Raw genomic sequence first — 14,730 nt, forward strand, 5'->3', positions numbered from 1 at the left:
TGTCATCCGTTCTGTCGGGGGGCGTCGGGATACGGGGATCGGCTCCCGCATCCCGACGGGGCGGGGTGCGGGCTCAGGCGCCCCAGCCGGCCTGCACGCCACCGACGCGGTCGGCGGCGATCTTCTGCTGGTAGCCCGACTCGGCGTAGGCCGCCATCGGGTCGGCTGCGAGGCCGCGCGACTCTCGCCATTCGGCGAGCGCGGGGCGCACGTCGGTGTAGAACGCGTCCATGAAGACGGCGTTGGCGGCGAGCACGTCGCCGGACTTCTGCGCCGCGGTCAGGGCGTCGCGGTCGACGATCAGCGCACGCGCCGTCATCTCCTGCACGTTGAGCACCGAGCGGATCTGACCGGGGATCTTGTCCTCGACGTTGTGGCACTGGTCGAGCATGAACGCCACATCGGGGTTGTTCAGGCCGCCGCCGCGTACGACCTCGAACAGGATGCGGAACAGTTGGAAGGGATCGGCCGCGCCCACGATGAGATCGTCGTCGGCGTAGAAGCGCGAGTTGAAGTCGAACGACCCGAGCTTGCCGAGGCGCAGCAGCTGCATGACGATGAACTCGATGTTGGTGCCGGGGGCGTGGTGGCCCGTGTCGAGGCACACCATGGCCTTGTCGCCGAGGGACGAGACCTGGGCGTAGGACGTGCCCCAGTCGGGAACATCGGTGTGGTAGAACGCCGGCTCGAAGAACTTGTACTCGAGCACGAGGCGCTGGTCGTCGCCGAGGCGTGCGTAGATCTGCTGCAGCGACTCCTGCAGGCGGTCCTGACGGCCGCGCAGGTCGGCCTGCCCCGGGTAGTTCGAGCCCTCGGCGAGCCAGATCTTCAGGTCGCGGCTGCCCGTGGCATCCATCACGTCGATGCAGGCGAGGTGGTGGTCGATCGCCTTCTGGCGGATCGACGGGTCTTCGTGGGTCAGCGCGCCGAACTTGTAGTCGTCGTCCTGGAACGTGTTGGAGTTGATGGTGCCCAGGGTCACGCCGAGGTCCTCGGCGTGCTTGCGCAGGTCGGAGAACGAGTCGACCAGGTCCCACGGGATGTGCAGGGCGACCGAGGGTGCGAGCGCCGTGTACTTGTTCACCTGCGCGGCATCCGCGATCTTCTCCCACGGGTCGCGGGGCGTGCCGGGCGTGCCGAACACCTTGAAGCGCGTGCCGGAGTTGCCGAACGCCCAGCTGGGGAGTTCGATGCCCTGCTGTTCGAGGGCGGCGAGGTTGTCGGACGAGAGGATGCTCATGAGGCGCTGCCTTCGGTGTCGGTGCGGTTGGCGATGTCTGATGCGGGGGAGTCACCGGCGTCGGCGAGCTGGTCTTCGAGGTGGAACACCTCGGCGAGTGCGGTGGCGGCCTGGTCGGGGCGTCCGTCGAGACCGATGAAGAATCGGCTCATCTCGGACTCCCAGCGCGCGGCGACGGGGGAGGCGGCGAGATACGCCTGGGCGGCGGCATCGTCGTCGGTCTCGTAGTAGCCGACGAGCGTGCCGCCCTCGGCGAGGAACAGCGAGTAGTTGCGGCGGCCGGCGGCCGCGATCTCGGCCAGCATCTCGGGCCGGACCGGCGAGTGACGGGCGAGGTATTCGTCGAGCAGTTCAGGACGCACCTGCAACTGGAACGCGACGCGGGTCATGATGGTTCTCTCTTCATCGAGCGGATTTTGAATCGTTTCATTCAATGTCTCAACCCTAGACACGGGCGAGCGACGTGTCAAGTGAGCGTCGGCGGTCACACGGCGGTGATGACCGCGTTGTCGAGCTGATCGGCGTCCACGCCCGGGCGCACGGCCGCGTTCGTGAGCAGCACCCAGCAGACGCCCGCCGTCGGGTGCACCCAGAACTCCGTGCCCGCCCACCCGCCGTGGCCGAAGACGTCACGGTCCACCAGCCCCGGCGCTCGTGAGCGCAGGTTGAACGTGAAGCCCCAGTCCTGACCGCGCTCAGAGGGGTACGGGTCGAGGCGGGGGATCGCGCCGGTCAGCGGGCGGAGCATCATGGCCAGTCCCGCCGGAGACAGGATGCCGTCTGTCGCGCCCTGGCCGATGCGCAGCAGCTCGGCGCCGAGGTGCAGGAGATCCTCGGCTCTGCCCAGGAGTCCTGCGCCGGGAGCACGCGTGGCGTGGAACCGGTCGAGGTCGAGTCCGCCGGCCGCGGCATCCGGAACCCCGAGGGACTCGCTCGGGTCGAGGGTCAGGCCGATCGCGCCGATGCGATGCGCCCAGTCGAATGTGCCGGCATCCCAGGTCGAACCGGTCGCGTGCTCGATCAGCGCCGCGATCCCCTCGAAGGCCAGGGTGGAATACCGCGACGCGGTGCCGGCGGCGAAGTCCCGCCCCTGGCTGAGCAGCTCGTCGCGCAGCGGAAGCGCGGTGTCGAGAGCCGGCTCGGAGATCCCCGAGGTGTGGGATGCCAGGTGCCACAGCCGCACGATGTCGTCACGAGAGATGCCGAACTGCGGCAGGGCGTCGGCGAGCGGAGTGTTCGGGGTGAGCAGACCCCGCTCGATGGCGCGCGTCGCCGTGATGCCGGTGAGCACCTTCGTGATCGAGAACAGCGGATACACGGCATCCGTCGCGGCCCCGAAGCCCTCGAGGTCGACGATCCCGTCGGCGGTGGCCATGCCGAGCACCGCTGTCGGCAGGCGCTCCGCCTGCACGTGACCACGTGCCCAGTCGAATGCTGCGTCGAAGGTCATGGCTGCTCCTGCTGATTCGGATGGTCGCGCTTCCCAGACGGGTGCGGTGACTCTACGATAGGACCATGGCACAGAAAGCGCTTTCCCATCCGGCCGCGCTCATCGACGGTGATCACCCGACCCGCTCCGTGCTGCGCCTCGTCGCCCGCCGTCCCTGGCGACTGACCTTCGCGATCACGGCCTTCGCGATCAAGGAGATCCCGCTCTGGTTCCTGCCGGTGATCACCGCCGCGATCATCGACGTCGTGGCGAGCGACGGCGATGTCACCGAGGTGCTGTGGTGGTTCGCGCTGGCCGCCGTGCTGCTGCTGCAGAACTACCCGAACCACATCATCTACACCCGCAACTTCATGACCGTGGTGCGAGACCTCGGTGCCGATCTCCGCAACGCCCTCACCGCGCGACTGCAGAGCCTCTCGATCGGGTACCACACGAGGATGAGCTCGTCGATCGTGCAGACGAAGGTGGTGCGCGACGTCGAGAACGTCGAGCTCATGCTGCAGCAGGTCACGCATCCGCTCCTGTCGTCGACCATGGTGATGCTCGGCGCACTCAGCATGACGGCGGTCACCGTGCCGCAGTTCCTTCCCGTGTATGCCCTCGCCGTGCCGATCGCGATCGGCATCCGCTACGGCATGCGCAATCGATCGCAGCGTCGCAACGAGGTCTTCCGGCGCGAGATCGAGACGCTGTCGGCCCGCGTCGGCGAGATGGCGTCGCTGATCCCGGTGACCCGCGCTCACGGGCTCGAGGAGACGGCGATCAACCGCGTCGCGGGCGGGGCGGATGGCGTGCGCCGCGCCGGACTCGACCTCGACCTGCTGAACGGCCGGGTGGCCTCGATCTCCTGGGTCGCGATGCAGCTGCTCGGCGTCGCCTGCCTCATGCTCGCCGCCGTGTGCGCGCTCACCGGCTTCCTCCCGATCACGCCGGGCGAGGTCGTGATGCTCTCGAGCTACTTCACGCTGCTGACCGGCGGGCTCACCCAGCTGCTCATGCTCATTCCCGTCGGCGCCCGCGGGCTCGAGTCGGTGCGCTCGATCGCCGAGGTGCTGCAGGAGCCCGACGTCGAGCAGAACTCCGGCAAGCGCGTCGTCTCGGCGGTCGCCGGCGAGATCGTGCTCGACTCTGCGACGCATCGCTACGCGGATGCCGACGACGACGCCCTGTTCGAGATCGATCTGCGGATCGCCCCCGGCGAGACGGTCGCCTTCGTGGGATCGTCGGGATCGGGCAAGTCGACCCTCCTGAACCTCGTGCTCGGATTCGTCCGTCCGACGAGCGGCCGCATCGTGCTCGACGGCGCCGACATGCAGGAGCTCGACCTGCGCACAGTGCGCCGGTCGATCTCGGTCGTGCCGCAGGAGTCGGTGCTGTTCGAGGGGTCGGTCTTCGACAACATCGCCTACGGCATGCCCGACGTCACGCCCGATCGCGTCGAACAGGCGCTGCGAGACGCCAACGCGTGGGAGTTCGTGAGCGAGCAGCCGCAGGGGTGGGACACGGTGGTCGGCGAGCGCGGAGCGCGCCTCTCGGGTGGTCAGCGCCAGCGTCTGGCGATCGCCCGCGCGCTCGTGCGCGATCCGCGGATCCTGCTGCTCGACGAGGCGACGAGCGCGCTCGACCCCGAGTCCGAGGGACTCGTCAAAGAGGCCCTCGAACGGCTCATGCGCGGTCGCACGACGCTCGTGGTCGCGCACCGGCTGTCGACGATCCGGCAGGCCGATCGCATCGTCGTGCTCGAGCACGGACGTATCGTCGAACAGGGCTCGCACGACGAGCTGCTCGCCGCCGACGGGCGATACGCCCGCCTGCACCTGGTGCAGAACGGCATCAGATGACCCCGGCTCAGCGTCCTGAGGAGGAACGATGACAACCGAGAAGACCCTTCGCGCGGCCCTGGTCGGCACCGGGGCGGTGGCGAACGCGCACGCCCGCGCAGTCGCCGCCTACCCGCGCGCCGAGCTCGTCGCCGTCGCCGACCTCAGCCGGGAGAAGGCGCAGGAGTTCGCCGACCGATACGGCATCGATGCCGCCTACGGCGACCTCGACGAGATGCTCGCCGCCGAGCACCCCGACGTCGTGCTCATCTGCACGCCGCCCGGGCCGCACCGTTCGCAGTCGCTCGCAGCCTTCGCAGCCGGCGCGCATGTGATCGTCGAGAAGCCGCCGGCACCCTCGCTCGATGAGCTCGACGAGATGCGCGCGGCGGCCGAGGCCGCGGGCAGGCAGCTGGCGGTCGTCTTCCAGCAGCGCACCGGCACGGCCGCGGCGCACGTGCGCGGGATGCTGCAGAGCGGAGCCCTCGGCCGCCCGCTCGTCGCCGTGTGTCAGACGCTCTGGTTCCGTGACGCCGACTACTTCGCGGTGCCGTGGCGCGGCAAGTGGGAGACGGAGGGCGGCGGAACGACCCTGGGCCACGGCATCCACCAGATCGACCTGCTCGCTCACCTGCTGGGCGACTGGTCGTCGGTGCAGGGCAGGCTCTGGCGGCTCGACCGCGAGACCGAGACCGAGGACGTCTCGACCGCGACCATCGTCTTCGGCCAGGGAGTGGTCGCGCAGCTCGTCACCAGTGCCGTGTCGCCGCGAGAGACGAGCTCGATCCGCATCGACACCCAGAAGGCCACGGTCACGGTCGACCACGTCTACGGCCACGGTCATGAGAACTGGCGGATCACCCCGGCGCCCGGCTTCGAGTCGGAGGCCGAGGGATGGGCGCTCCCGGATGCCGAGGAGCGCAGCGACCACGAGCCGCTGCTGCGCGACGTGTTAGACGCTCTGCTGGAGGGAGCACCCCTGCCTCCTACTGCTGATGCACCCGCACGCTCGCTCGAGATCGTGGCGGCCATCTACGCCTCGGCCGCTGCGGACGGCACGGTGATCACCCCCGAGCTGCTGGGCTCGCACCCCACGCACCGGGCCGGCTTCGCGAGTCCGGTCACCGATCTCCGCAGATGAGAGAGCTCTACCGCGACCCCGTCTACGACGGAGCCACCGACCCGCGGGTCGTGGTCGACGCCGACGGGCTGTGGTGGATGTTCTACACCCAGCGTCGGGCGAGCCTCGCCGATGCGGGACCGGGGGTGTCGTGGGTGCACGGCAGCCGGATCGGGGTCGCGACATCGACCGACGGTCTGGACTGGCGCTACGACGGAACGCTCGAGCCCACGGCATCCGATCTCGTCCTCGAGCCCGGCCCGCCGCCCGCCGAGGTCGACCGCACGCACTGGGCCCCGGAGGTCTTCTGGGACGGTGCGCGCTGGCGGATGCATCTCACCGAGATCGACGGCATCCCCGACCGCTGGCCGGGGTTCGCTCGCGCCATCGTCGAGTACGTCTCCGACGACCTGAGGCACTGGTCGAGACGCGGCCCGCTCGTGCTGAGCAGCGATCGGGTGATCGATGCGGCCGTCGCGCGCACGCCCGACGGACTGTGGCGCCTCTGGTACAAGGATGAGGCGGCCGACTCGGTGACCATGGTCGCGTCATCGCCCGACCTCGCGGACTGGTCCCTCGACGGCATCGCGATCGGAGGGCGGCCGCACGAGGGGCCGACCGTGTTCGAGCTCGGCGGTCTCTGGTGGCTGATCGTGGACGAGTGGCGGGGGATGGGCATCTATCGCTCCGACGACGGCACGCGCTGGACGCGTCAGGGTGATGCGGATGCCGTGATCCTCGCTGATCTGCCGACCGGAGGGCACGGCAGTCACGGCGCGCAGGTGCGCGTCGGCGACGACCTGTGGTTCTACTTCTTCGCCGCCGCGGAGGGGGCTCCGGCCCACTCTGCGACGGGCGAGCAGAGACGATCCGCCGTCCGTCGCGTGGGGCTCGAGGTCGAGGGCGGGAAGCTGATCGTGAGAGGATCGAAGACCCCGCGGTAATCGATGTAATCCCCTCCGCGAATTGCCGGTTGCGAAACGTTTCAATCTGGATTAGCGTGCAGGTAAGCGTTTTCCCCGCACGATGGAGATCGCATCCCGCACCACATGGACACAGGCGTTCCGCGGCCCTGCCGAACGAGGACGTTCATCAGAGAGGACAACGATGTTCAGCAAGAAGCGTCTGGCGGCCGCAGCGGCCGTCGCCACCAGCGCAGCGCTGGTACTCGCCGGCTGCGCCGGCGGAGGCAGCCCCGAGGGCGAGCCCACGTACGACCCCGACGAGAAGGTCACCCTCGACCTGGCGTTCTGGGGCAACGACGTCCGCGCCGATCTCTACAACCAGGCGATCGAGGCGTTCAACGAGGAGTACCCGAACATCACGGTGAACGCGACGTTCCTCGGGTTCCCGGAGTTCTGGGAGAAGCGCCAGACCGAGGCCGCCGGCGGCGGACTCCCCGACGTCATGCAGTTCGACTACTCGTACCTGCGTCAGTACTCGGAGAACGGCCTGCTGCTCGACCTCGAGCCCTACCTCGGCTCGGTCATCGACACCGAGCCGCTCTCCGAGAACATCCTCGGCATCGGCGTCGTCGATGACACGACCTACGGCATCACCACCTCGACCAACGCGTGGGGCGTCTTCACCAACCCCCAGCTGCTCGAGACCGCAGGCGTCGAGGAGTTCCCCGGGGGCGACTGGGAGGACTACGACGAGTGGATGGGCGAGATCACCGATGCCGGCGCGGGTGAGTTCTGGGGCGGGTCCGACTGGACGGGGCGCATCCAGAACTTCGAGCTGCAGCTGCGCAGCGAGGGCAAGAACCTGTTCGACGAAGACGGCACGCCCGGCTTCGACGAAGACCGTCTGAAGGAGTTCTGGGAGGCCGGAGACGACATCCGGGACGGAGTCGTCGTTCCGCAGCAGGTCGTCGAGGAGCTCAACCCCCTCACCGCGTTCGACGCCGCGAAGAACGCCAGCGAGCTGACGTGGGACAACTTCGGTGCGGGCTACCTCGCCAACCTCGGCGAGAGCTACACCGAGCTCGGCCTCGTCGCCCCGCCGGTCACGAAGGAGGGCGCGAAGGATCTGTACCTGAAGCCCTCGATGCTGCACACGATCTCGGCCAAGACCGAGCACCCGGAGGCGGCGGCGACGCTCGTCAACTTCCTGGTCAACTCGCCCGAGTCCGGCGAGATCTTCGGCACCAACCGTGGCCTCCCCGCATCCGAGACCGCTCTCGAGGCCGCAGAGCTCGATCCCATGAGCCAGCTCGTCAAGGACTACGAGGAGTCGATCGCCGACCGCCTCGGCGACGCTCCGCCCGTGCCGATCGTCGGCTACGGCACCCTCGAGGAGAAGTTCCGGGTGCTGGGCACCGAGCTGAACTTCGGCACCACGACGGTCGACGAGGCCGTGACGCAGTTCTTCTCCGAGATGGACGTCGTCCTCAACCAGTGATCCCGTCGGTGGGCCGGGTGGCATCCGCCCGGCCCACCGCATCCCATCCACTTCGGAAGGAGCTGTCATGAGCACGACGGCGACCAGGACGATCGTCACGGGCAAGAAGTCCGGGCGAGGGCGGGCGCTGCGCAGCGGCCGCCGCCCCGAGAACGAACTCGCGCGGCCGGGCCAGCGCGCACGTCTGCGGCGTGAGACGGCGACCGGCTATGCGTTCCTCACCCCGTGGCTCATCGGCTTCTTCGGTCTCACCGCCGTGCCGATGATCTACTCCCTGTACCTCTCCTTCACGAAGTACAACATCTTCCAGCCGCCCAAGTGGATCGGGCTGGACAACTACATCCGACTCTTCACGAGCGACCCGAACTTCATCCAGTCGGCGCAGATCACCCTCGTCTACGTCTTCATCGGCACTCCGATCACCCTCGCGGCCGCCCTCGGCGTCGCGATGCTCCTGAACTACCGCGACAAGGGCGCCGGCTTCTTCCGCTCCGCCTTCTACGCGCCGTCCCTCATCGGCGGCTCGGTCTCGGTCGCCATCGTGTGGCGGGCCATGTTCTCCTCCGACGGTCCGGTCGACAGCGGTCTGCAGATCTTCGGCGTGGATCTCGGCGGATGGATCGGCAACCCGAGCCTCGTGCTCCCGATGATGATCCTGCTCGCCGTCTGGCAGTTCGGAGCCACGATGGTGATCTTCCTCGCGGGTCTCAAGCAGATCCCCAAGGAGCTGTACGAGGCCGCAGAGATGGACGGCGCGAACGCCTACCGTCGGTTCCGCGCGGTGACGATCCCGATGCTCTCCCCGGTGATGTTCTTCAACCTGCTGCTCGGTCTCATCGGCGCGTTCCAGGTGTTCGCCTCGGCGTACATCATCTCGAACGGCACCGGCGGCCCCGCCGGCATGACGAACTTCATCACCGTGTACCTGTACAAGCGAGGGTTCTCCGACGGACAGATGGGCTACGCGGCCGCGATCGCGTGGGTCCTGCTCGTCGTCGTCGCGATCATCGCCTTCATCCTCTTCCGCACTCAGAGGTCGTGGGTGCACTACTCGGGAGACGACAAATGAGCACCTCCAATCAGGCGACCACGTCCGGCGCCGCATCCACTCCGGTCTTCGCCGCGCAGCAGACGACGCCCGTCGGTCCGCCCGCCCCGCGTCGCCGCATCAAGCGCAAGACCTGGCAGACCGTCATCTGGTTCATCGGTCTCCTCGTGCTCACCGCGGTGGTGCTCTACCCGTTGTTGTGGCTGTTCCTGTCGACGTTCAAGCCGAACTCCGAGTTCGGTCAGAACCCCGGTCTGCTGCCGCAGGCGCCGACGCTCGACAACTACGGCAAGGTCATGGAGGGCATCGCCGGAGTGCCGATGTGGCGCTTCTTCCTGAACTCGCTGATCCTCGCGGTCTCGGCCGTCGTCGGCACGGTGCTCTCGTCGGCGCTCGCCGCCTACGCCTTCGCACGAGTGCAGTTCAAGGGACTCGGCGTGCTGTTCGCCGCGATGATCGGCACGCTGCTGCTGCCGTTCCACGTCGTGATCATCCCGCAGTACATCATCTTCAACCAGCTCGGATGGGTCGACACCTTCATCCCGCTGATCCTGCCGAAGTTCCTCGCCACCGAGGCGTTCTTCGTCTTCCTTCTCGTGCAGTTCATCCGCCAGATGCCCCGCGACATGGATGAAGCGGCGCGCATCGACGGAGCAGGCCACCTGCGGATCTTCTGGTCGATCATCCTGCCGCTCATCAAGCCCGCCCTGATCACCTGCGCGATCTTCTCGTTCATCTGGGCGTGGAACGACTTCCTCGGCCCGCTGCTCTACCTGACGAGCCCCGAGAACTACCCGCTGCCGATCGCGCTGCGCCTCTACAACGACCAGACCTCGTCGTCCGACTACGGCGCGACGGTCACGGCGTCGTTCGTGGCGCTCGTGCCGGTGCTGCTGTTCTTCGTGGTCTTCCAGCGCTTCCTCGTCGACGGAGTCGCCACGCAGGGACTGAAGGGCTAGTCATGTCGGTCATCAACGCAGAGCGTCGGGCGCACCGGGCGGCGAAGCGCGAGGCGCGGTCGGGCGCCGGCCCGACGGTCGCCGGTGTCGAGCCCGGGGTCAACCCCGGAGCGACCGCCAAGTTCGGTCTGTTCGGCGAGGTGCTCACGGTCGGACTGCTGATGACGATCATCGCCCTCGGCGTCGTCACGCTGCCGATCGCCCTGGCTGCCGGCATCCGTCACCTGCGTCGCTTCGTCGCCGCGGAGGATTCGCGCACGGCCCTGTTCTGGGACGACGTGCGCACCGGCATCCTGCCCTCGCTCCGCGTCGGGGTGCCGGCGGCGCTGATCGCCGCCGTGCTCACGGTCGACGTCGTGCTCGCGGGCTCGGGCGCACTGCCCGGTGGCGAGTTCATCGCGGTCATCGGCTGGGCGGGGCTGCTCGCTCTCGCGGTCGCCGTGCTGCTCGCCGCCGGCGCCTGGTCGCCGACGACCGGGTGGACCGCCGCGGTCCGCGCGGTGCCGGGGATGATCACAGCGGATGCCGCCGGAGCCGCGTACATCGCGGCCGCGGCCGTCTTCACCGGCGTCGTGACCTGGGCGCTCGCGCCCCTGTTCATCGCGGGCATCGGCTGCGCGGCGCTCGCCGTCGTCGCGGTTCCCGGGCGTCGCCGGCGCGGAGTTCACCCCGCGGAATGAGAAGGTAGTCGTGGCGCACGCGCGGACGGACGGAGGCAGGCCATGGCGGTAGGGGTGAAGGACGTGGCGGCTGCGGCCGGCGTCTCGGTCGGCACCGTCTCGAACGTGCTCAATCAGCCCGAGCGCGTGTCCGCCAAGACGGTCGAGCGCGTGCAGCGGGTGATCCAGGAACTCGGCTTCGTGCGCAACGACGCCGCCAGGCAGCTGCGCGCGGGTCGCAGCCGCAGCATCGGACTCGTGGTGCCCGACATCGGCAACCCGTTCTTCGCTGAGGTCGTGCGCGGCGCGGAGGACCGGGCAGCGGATGCCGGCATGACGGTGCTGCTCGGCAACAGCGACGAGCGAGACGAGCGCCAGGTCGCGCACCTCGAGCTCTTCCAGGAGCAGCGGGTCAACGGCGTGCTGCTCACACCCGCCACCGACGACCTCTCGGCCGTGCATCGATTCGCCGCAGGCGGCATGCCGGTGATCCTCGTCGACCGCGAGGTGGAGGAGGGGCTGCTGCCGTCGGTCTCGGTCGATGACGTCGAAGGCGGACGCCTGGCTGCCGATCACCTGCTGGCTTCGGGACGTCGCCGGCTGGCATTCGTCGGAGGACCGCAGTCGGTGCAGCAGGTCGCCGATCGTCTGCGCGGCGTGCAGGCGGCGGTCGCCGCTCACCCCGATGTCACTCTCGAGATCTTCGAGCAGTCCGCGCTCACGGTGCTCCAGGGCAGGGCTGCGGGCGAGGCCATCGCGGCGCGTGGGCCCGAATCGCGCCCGGATGCCGTCTTCGCCGCGAACGACCTGCTCGCCGTCGGGCTGCTGCAGGCGTTCAGCTTCGGCTCCGGCATCCGTGTGCCCCAGGACATCGCCATGGTCGGGTACGACGACATCGACTTCGCCTCGGCGACCGTCGTGCCTTTGAGTTCGGTGCGCCAGCCCGCCAGGCTGCTCGGCTGGACCGGCGTCGACCTGCTGCTGAAGGAGCTCGACGGGGTCGAGCACGACCGTCGCGTGCGGTTCCAGCCCGAACTCGTGGTGCGTGAGTCCAGCGCCGGCTGAGGGATCGTCTCGAGTCACGCGCCGTCACCCGTGCCGTGTGCATGACCGGAGCACGGATGCGGGAGCATCCGTCGGTTCTCGTCCTGCAGATGTGCTTTCGTCCTGCAGGCGGCCCGGCCGAGGACCCTGAGCCCCGATTCGTTCCAGCCACGGGAACCCGTTATGATTGCAAGGTGCATCCGCTCTTCACGGTTCGGATGCCTGGAGACGTCGCATAGTCCGGCCGAGTGCACCACCCTGCTAAGGTGGAGTCCCCTCACGGGGACCAGGGGTTCAAATCCCCTCGTCTCCGCAGAAAGAATCCCTGCCTCGGCAGGGATTTTCTGTTCTCAGGCGCTGACTCCGAGTTCCTGAGCCGCGATGGCATCCGCGAGGTACGACGCGGTGGTGCTTCCGCTCGCGGAGGCGACGGAACGCGGAGTTCCCTGCGCCACGACAGTGCCGCCGAGCTCTCCGGCTCCCGGTCCCATGTCGATCACCCAGTCGGCCTGTGCGACCACGCGCATGTCGTGCTCGACCATCACGACCGTGTTGCCGGCGTCGACGAGATGCTGAAGATGGACGAGCAGACGATCGGTGTCCGACGGATGCAGTCCTGAGGTGGGCTCATCGAGCAGGTAGAGGGTGTCGCCGTGCTGGGCGCGCCGCAGTTCGGACGCCAGCTTCACGCGCTGCGCCTCGCCGCCGGAGAGCTCGGTCGCCGACTGGCCCAGCGGCAGATACCCGAGCCCCACGTCGAGGAGGGCATCGAGGTGTCGCGCGACGTCGGCATCGTCCTCGAAGAGGACACGCGCGTCGTTCACGCTCAGGGCGAGGACGTCGGCGATGGTGTGCCCGTGGAGCTCGATCTCGAGGGTCTCCGGGTTGTAGCGCGTGCCGCCGCAGGTGCCGCAGGGGGCGTGGACGGTGGGGAGGAAGAGCAGCTCCACCTCGACCGTGCCCTCGCCCTTGCAGGTGGGGCATCTCCCGCTCGCCAGGTTGAACGAGAACCGGCTCGCGGCGTAGCGCCTCCGACGCGCTTCCGGTGTCGCGGCGAACAGCGCGCGGACGCGGTCGAAGAGCCCGGTGTACGTCGCCACGTTCGATCGAGAGGTGCGGCCGATCGGCTTCTGACTGACCTGCACCACGCGTCGCACGCGGTCGGCGGGACCGGAGGCGCGACCCGTCGTGTGGGCGATCGGTGCGGAGAACAGCGGATCAGCTGCTGCGCTGCCCTGCTCTTCCCTCGTCGACGTATCGGTCGACGAGCCGTCCACCTCGCTGGAGAGGCTGCTCTGCAGCAGGTCGGGCAGGGCCTGGGTGACGAGAGACGACTTGCCCGAGCCGGAGACGCCCGTGACGGCGGTGAGGCAGCCGAGGGGGATCGACACCGAGACGCTGCGGAGATTGTTCCGCGAGACGTCGACGAGCACGAGTTCGGCGTCGGGCTCGCGAGGGGCCCGCGGCTGTGCCGTCGGCTGCTCGGCCCGCAGGTCGTCGGCGAACAGATATCGTCTCGTCTGGGAGCGCTCCGCGTCCCGCAGCCCATCGATCGGGCCGGAATAGACGATCTCACCGCCGGTGGATCCCGCTCCGGGGCCGATATCGACGATCCAGTCCGCATGCCGGATCACGTCGAGGGAGTGCTCGACGAAGAAGACCGTGTTTCCGGAGTCTCGCAACGAGCGGAGGATGCGCACGAGCGCTTCGCCGTCGGCGGGGTGGAGGCCGGCAGACGGCTCGTCGAGCACGAACATGACCCCGAACAGCTGCGACAGCACCTGGGTCGCGAGCCGCATACGCTGCAGCTCACCCGACGAGAGCGTCGGGGTCGAGCGATCCAGCGAGAGGTAGCCCAGACCGAGCTCGATGATGGGGGAGATCCGATCGCGCAGCTCGTCGACCAGCCGGTGCGCCGCGAGCTTCTTCTCGGGTGGGAGCGCTTCGCCACCGGCACCGGGGGCATCCGTTCCGTTGCCGGAGGAGTCGAGTGCCGTCTCGAGGAGTGCCTCGAGGTCCGCGAGTGGCATCGCGGCCATCTCTGTGATGTCGAGACCGGCGAACGTCACGGCGAGCGCCTCGGGCTTCAGGCGGCGTCCGTCGCACATCGGGCAGCGGACGCTGACCATGAAGCTCGCCGCCTTCTCGCGCATCTTCGCGCTCTTCGAGTTGGCGAAGGTGTTGAGCACGTACTGCCTCACGCCGACGAACGTGCTCATGTACGAGGGCTCGATGCCGGCCGCGACGGCTTTGCGCACCTGCGCCGGGCCGCGGTCGGTGAACACCGGAACCTGAGGCGACTCCTCGGTGTAGAGCACCCACTGACGCTGCTTCTCAGGCAGATCGCGCCACGGGATGTCGATGTCGTAGCCGAGCGATATCAGGCTGTCGATGAGCTGCTTGCCGTGCCAGGCGCGCGGCCAGGCGTCGAGCGCACGGTCGCGGATCGACAGCGACTCGTCGGGGACCATGAGGTGCAGCGGCACGTCGTACACCTGCCCGATCCCGTGGCAGCGCGGGCACGCGCCCTGCACGGTGTTCGCGGAGAAGTCCTCGGCGAACAGCGGCTCCGCCCCACGGGGGTACGTGCCCACTCGCGAGAACAGCATGCGGATGACGTTGCCGATCGACGTGGCGCTGCCGACGGTCGATCGAGCGCTTCCCGCGGTGCGCTGCTGGGGGAGGGCCACCGCCGGAGGCAGCCCGCCGATGGCGTCGACGTCGGGGATGTCGACCTGGCTCATCAGGCGCCTCGCGTAGGGCGCCACCGACTCGAAGTACCGACGCTGCGCCTCGGCGTACAGCGTGCCGAATGCGAGGGAGCTCTTGCCCGAGCCGGAGACGCCGGTGAAGGCCACGAGGGCGTCGCGGGGTATCGCGACGCTCACGTCGCGAAGATTGTGCACCCGTGCTCCGGTCACGACGATGGCGTTCGACGTGCCGGACAGCTTCGACGGTGGGGTCCCGCCCATCATGGACCTCTTCTC

The 14,730-nt window shown here is 68.7% G+C and carries 12 protein-coding genes and 1 tRNA gene; 9 read left to right on the plus strand and 4 right to left on the minus strand.

What is annotated here, in order from left to right:
• Positions 1 to 73: 73 nt before the first annotated feature.
• The 3 genes from rhaI to ASE34_RS04190 form a co-directional block, all read right to left on the minus strand.
• A complete protein-coding gene (gene rhaI, locus ASE34_RS04180) occupies positions 74 to 1,240 on the minus strand; it encodes an L-rhamnose isomerase (RefSeq protein WP_053098756.1) in 1,167 nt (388 codons plus the stop codon).
• Entirely contained in the window at positions 1,237 to 1,629 is a 393-nt protein-coding gene (locus ASE34_RS04185; protein WP_056276827.1) for an L-rhamnose mutarotase, read from the minus strand. Before ASE34_RS04185 ends, rhaI begins: the two co-directional genes overlap by 4 nt.
• Before the next feature lie 95 nt (positions 1,630 to 1,724).
• Positions 1,725 to 2,690 carry a serine hydrolase domain-containing protein gene (locus ASE34_RS04190; RefSeq protein WP_056276830.1) on the minus strand — a complete coding sequence of 322 codons (966 nt, stop codon included), beginning with the start codon at positions 2,688 to 2,690 and terminating at the stop codon, positions 1,725 to 1,727.
• A 65-nt stretch (positions 2,691 to 2,755) separates the two neighbouring features.
• On the opposite strand from ASE34_RS04190, the gene ASE34_RS04195 reads away from it, so the two are divergent.
• The 9 genes from ASE34_RS04195 (at position 2,756) to ASE34_RS04235 (ending at position 12,056) form a co-directional block, all read left to right on the plus strand.
• A complete protein-coding gene (locus ASE34_RS04195; RefSeq protein WP_056276833.1) occupies positions 2,756 to 4,531 on the plus strand; it encodes an ABC transporter ATP-binding protein in 1,776 nt (591 codons plus the stop codon).
• Positions 4,532 to 4,559: 28 nt separating this feature from the next.
• Positions 4,560 to 5,651 (plus strand): Gfo/Idh/MocA family protein, encoded by a 1,092-nt coding sequence (locus tag ASE34_RS04200; RefSeq protein WP_056276836.1) that lies wholly within the window; start codon positions 4,560 to 4,562, stop codon positions 5,649 to 5,651.
• The gene (locus ASE34_RS04205) at positions 5,648 to 6,574 is read left to right on the plus strand and encodes a hypothetical protein (protein WP_056276839.1); all 927 of its coding nucleotides are present in this window, start codon (positions 5,648 to 5,650) and stop codon (positions 6,572 to 6,574) included. The genes ASE34_RS04200 and ASE34_RS04205 overlap by 4 nt, the downstream gene beginning before the upstream one ends.
• Positions 6,575 to 6,737: 163 nt before the next feature.
• On the plus strand, positions 6,738 to 8,033 hold the full coding sequence (locus ASE34_RS04210) for an ABC transporter substrate-binding protein (protein ID WP_053098762.1): 1,296 nt from the start codon (positions 6,738 to 6,740) through the stop codon (positions 8,031 to 8,033).
• Between the two features lie 67 nt (positions 8,034 to 8,100).
• The gene (locus tag ASE34_RS04215) at positions 8,101 to 9,102 is read left to right on the plus strand and encodes a carbohydrate ABC transporter permease (RefSeq protein ID WP_053098763.1); all 1,002 of its coding nucleotides are present in this window, start codon (positions 8,101 to 8,103) and stop codon (positions 9,100 to 9,102) included.
• Positions 9,099 to 10,040, plus strand: coding sequence for a carbohydrate ABC transporter permease (locus ASE34_RS04220; RefSeq protein WP_053098764.1), 942 nt, complete (start codon positions 9,099 to 9,101; stop codon positions 10,038 to 10,040). The genes ASE34_RS04215 and ASE34_RS04220 overlap by 4 nt, the downstream gene beginning before the upstream one ends.
• Before the next feature lie 2 nt (positions 10,041 to 10,042).
• The gene (locus tag ASE34_RS04225; RefSeq protein WP_056276843.1) at positions 10,043 to 10,720 is read left to right on the plus strand and encodes a hypothetical protein; all 678 of its coding nucleotides are present in this window, start codon (positions 10,043 to 10,045) and stop codon (positions 10,718 to 10,720) included.
• Between the two features lie 42 nt (positions 10,721 to 10,762).
• Positions 10,763 to 11,764: a LacI family DNA-binding transcriptional regulator gene (locus ASE34_RS04230; protein ID WP_056276845.1), complete on the plus strand. Its 1,002-nt coding sequence runs from the start codon at positions 10,763 to 10,765 to the stop codon at positions 11,762 to 11,764.
• A gap of 203 nt (positions 11,765 to 11,967) precedes the next feature.
• A tRNA-Ser gene (locus tag ASE34_RS04235) sits at positions 11,968 to 12,056 on the plus strand.
• A gap of 37 nt (positions 12,057 to 12,093) precedes the next feature.
• Here the strand turns inward: ASE34_RS04235 and ASE34_RS04240 are convergent.
• Entirely contained in the window at positions 12,094 to 14,718 is a 2,625-nt protein-coding gene (locus ASE34_RS04240) for an excinuclease ABC subunit UvrA (RefSeq protein ID WP_200955154.1), read from the minus strand.
• Positions 14,719 to 14,730 lie beyond the last annotated feature (12 nt).

The organism is Microbacterium sp. Root280D1 (genome assembly GCF_001428975.1).
In the GTDB taxonomy this organism is placed as follows: Bacteria; Actinomycetota; Actinomycetes; order Actinomycetales; family Microbacteriaceae; genus Microbacterium.

Bases quoted from the DNA above. Each gene is read 5' to 3' on its own strand.
- ASE34_RS04220 (WP_053098764.1), top strand. From the start codon at position 9,099: ATGAGCACCTCCAATCAGGCGACCACGTCCGGCGCCGCATCCACTCCG.
- ASE34_RS04225 (WP_056276843.1), top strand. From the start codon at position 10,043: ATGTCGGTCATCAACGCAGAGCGTCGGGCGCACCGGGCGGCGAAGCGC.
- ASE34_RS04190 (WP_056276830.1), bottom strand. From the start codon at position 2,690: ATGACCTTCGACGCAGCATTCGACTGGGCACGTGGTCACGTGCAGGCG.
- ASE34_RS04205 (WP_056276839.1), top strand. From the start codon at position 5,648: ATGAGAGAGCTCTACCGCGACCCCGTCTACGACGGAGCCACCGACCCG.
- ASE34_RS04215 (WP_053098763.1), top strand. From the start codon at position 8,101: ATGAGCACGACGGCGACCAGGACGATCGTCACGGGCAAGAAGTCCGGG.
- ASE34_RS04230 (WP_056276845.1), top strand. From the start codon at position 10,763: ATGGCGGTAGGGGTGAAGGACGTGGCGGCTGCGGCCGGCGTCTCGGTC.
- ASE34_RS04210 (WP_053098762.1), top strand. From the start codon at position 6,738: ATGTTCAGCAAGAAGCGTCTGGCGGCCGCAGCGGCCGTCGCCACCAGC.
- ASE34_RS04240 (WP_200955154.1), bottom strand. From the start codon at position 14,718: ATGATGGGCGGGACCCCACCGTCGAAGCTGTCCGGCACGTCGAACGCC.
- ASE34_RS04185 (WP_056276827.1), bottom strand. From the start codon at position 1,629: ATGACCCGCGTCGCGTTCCAGTTGCAGGTGCGTCCTGAACTGCTCGAC.
- rhaI (WP_053098756.1), bottom strand. From the start codon at position 1,240: ATGAGCATCCTCTCGTCCGACAACCTCGCCGCCCTCGAACAGCAGGGC.
- ASE34_RS04195 (WP_056276833.1), top strand. From the start codon at position 2,756: ATGGCACAGAAAGCGCTTTCCCATCCGGCCGCGCTCATCGACGGTGAT.
- ASE34_RS04200 (WP_056276836.1), top strand. From the start codon at position 4,560: ATGACAACCGAGAAGACCCTTCGCGCGGCCCTGGTCGGCACCGGGGCG.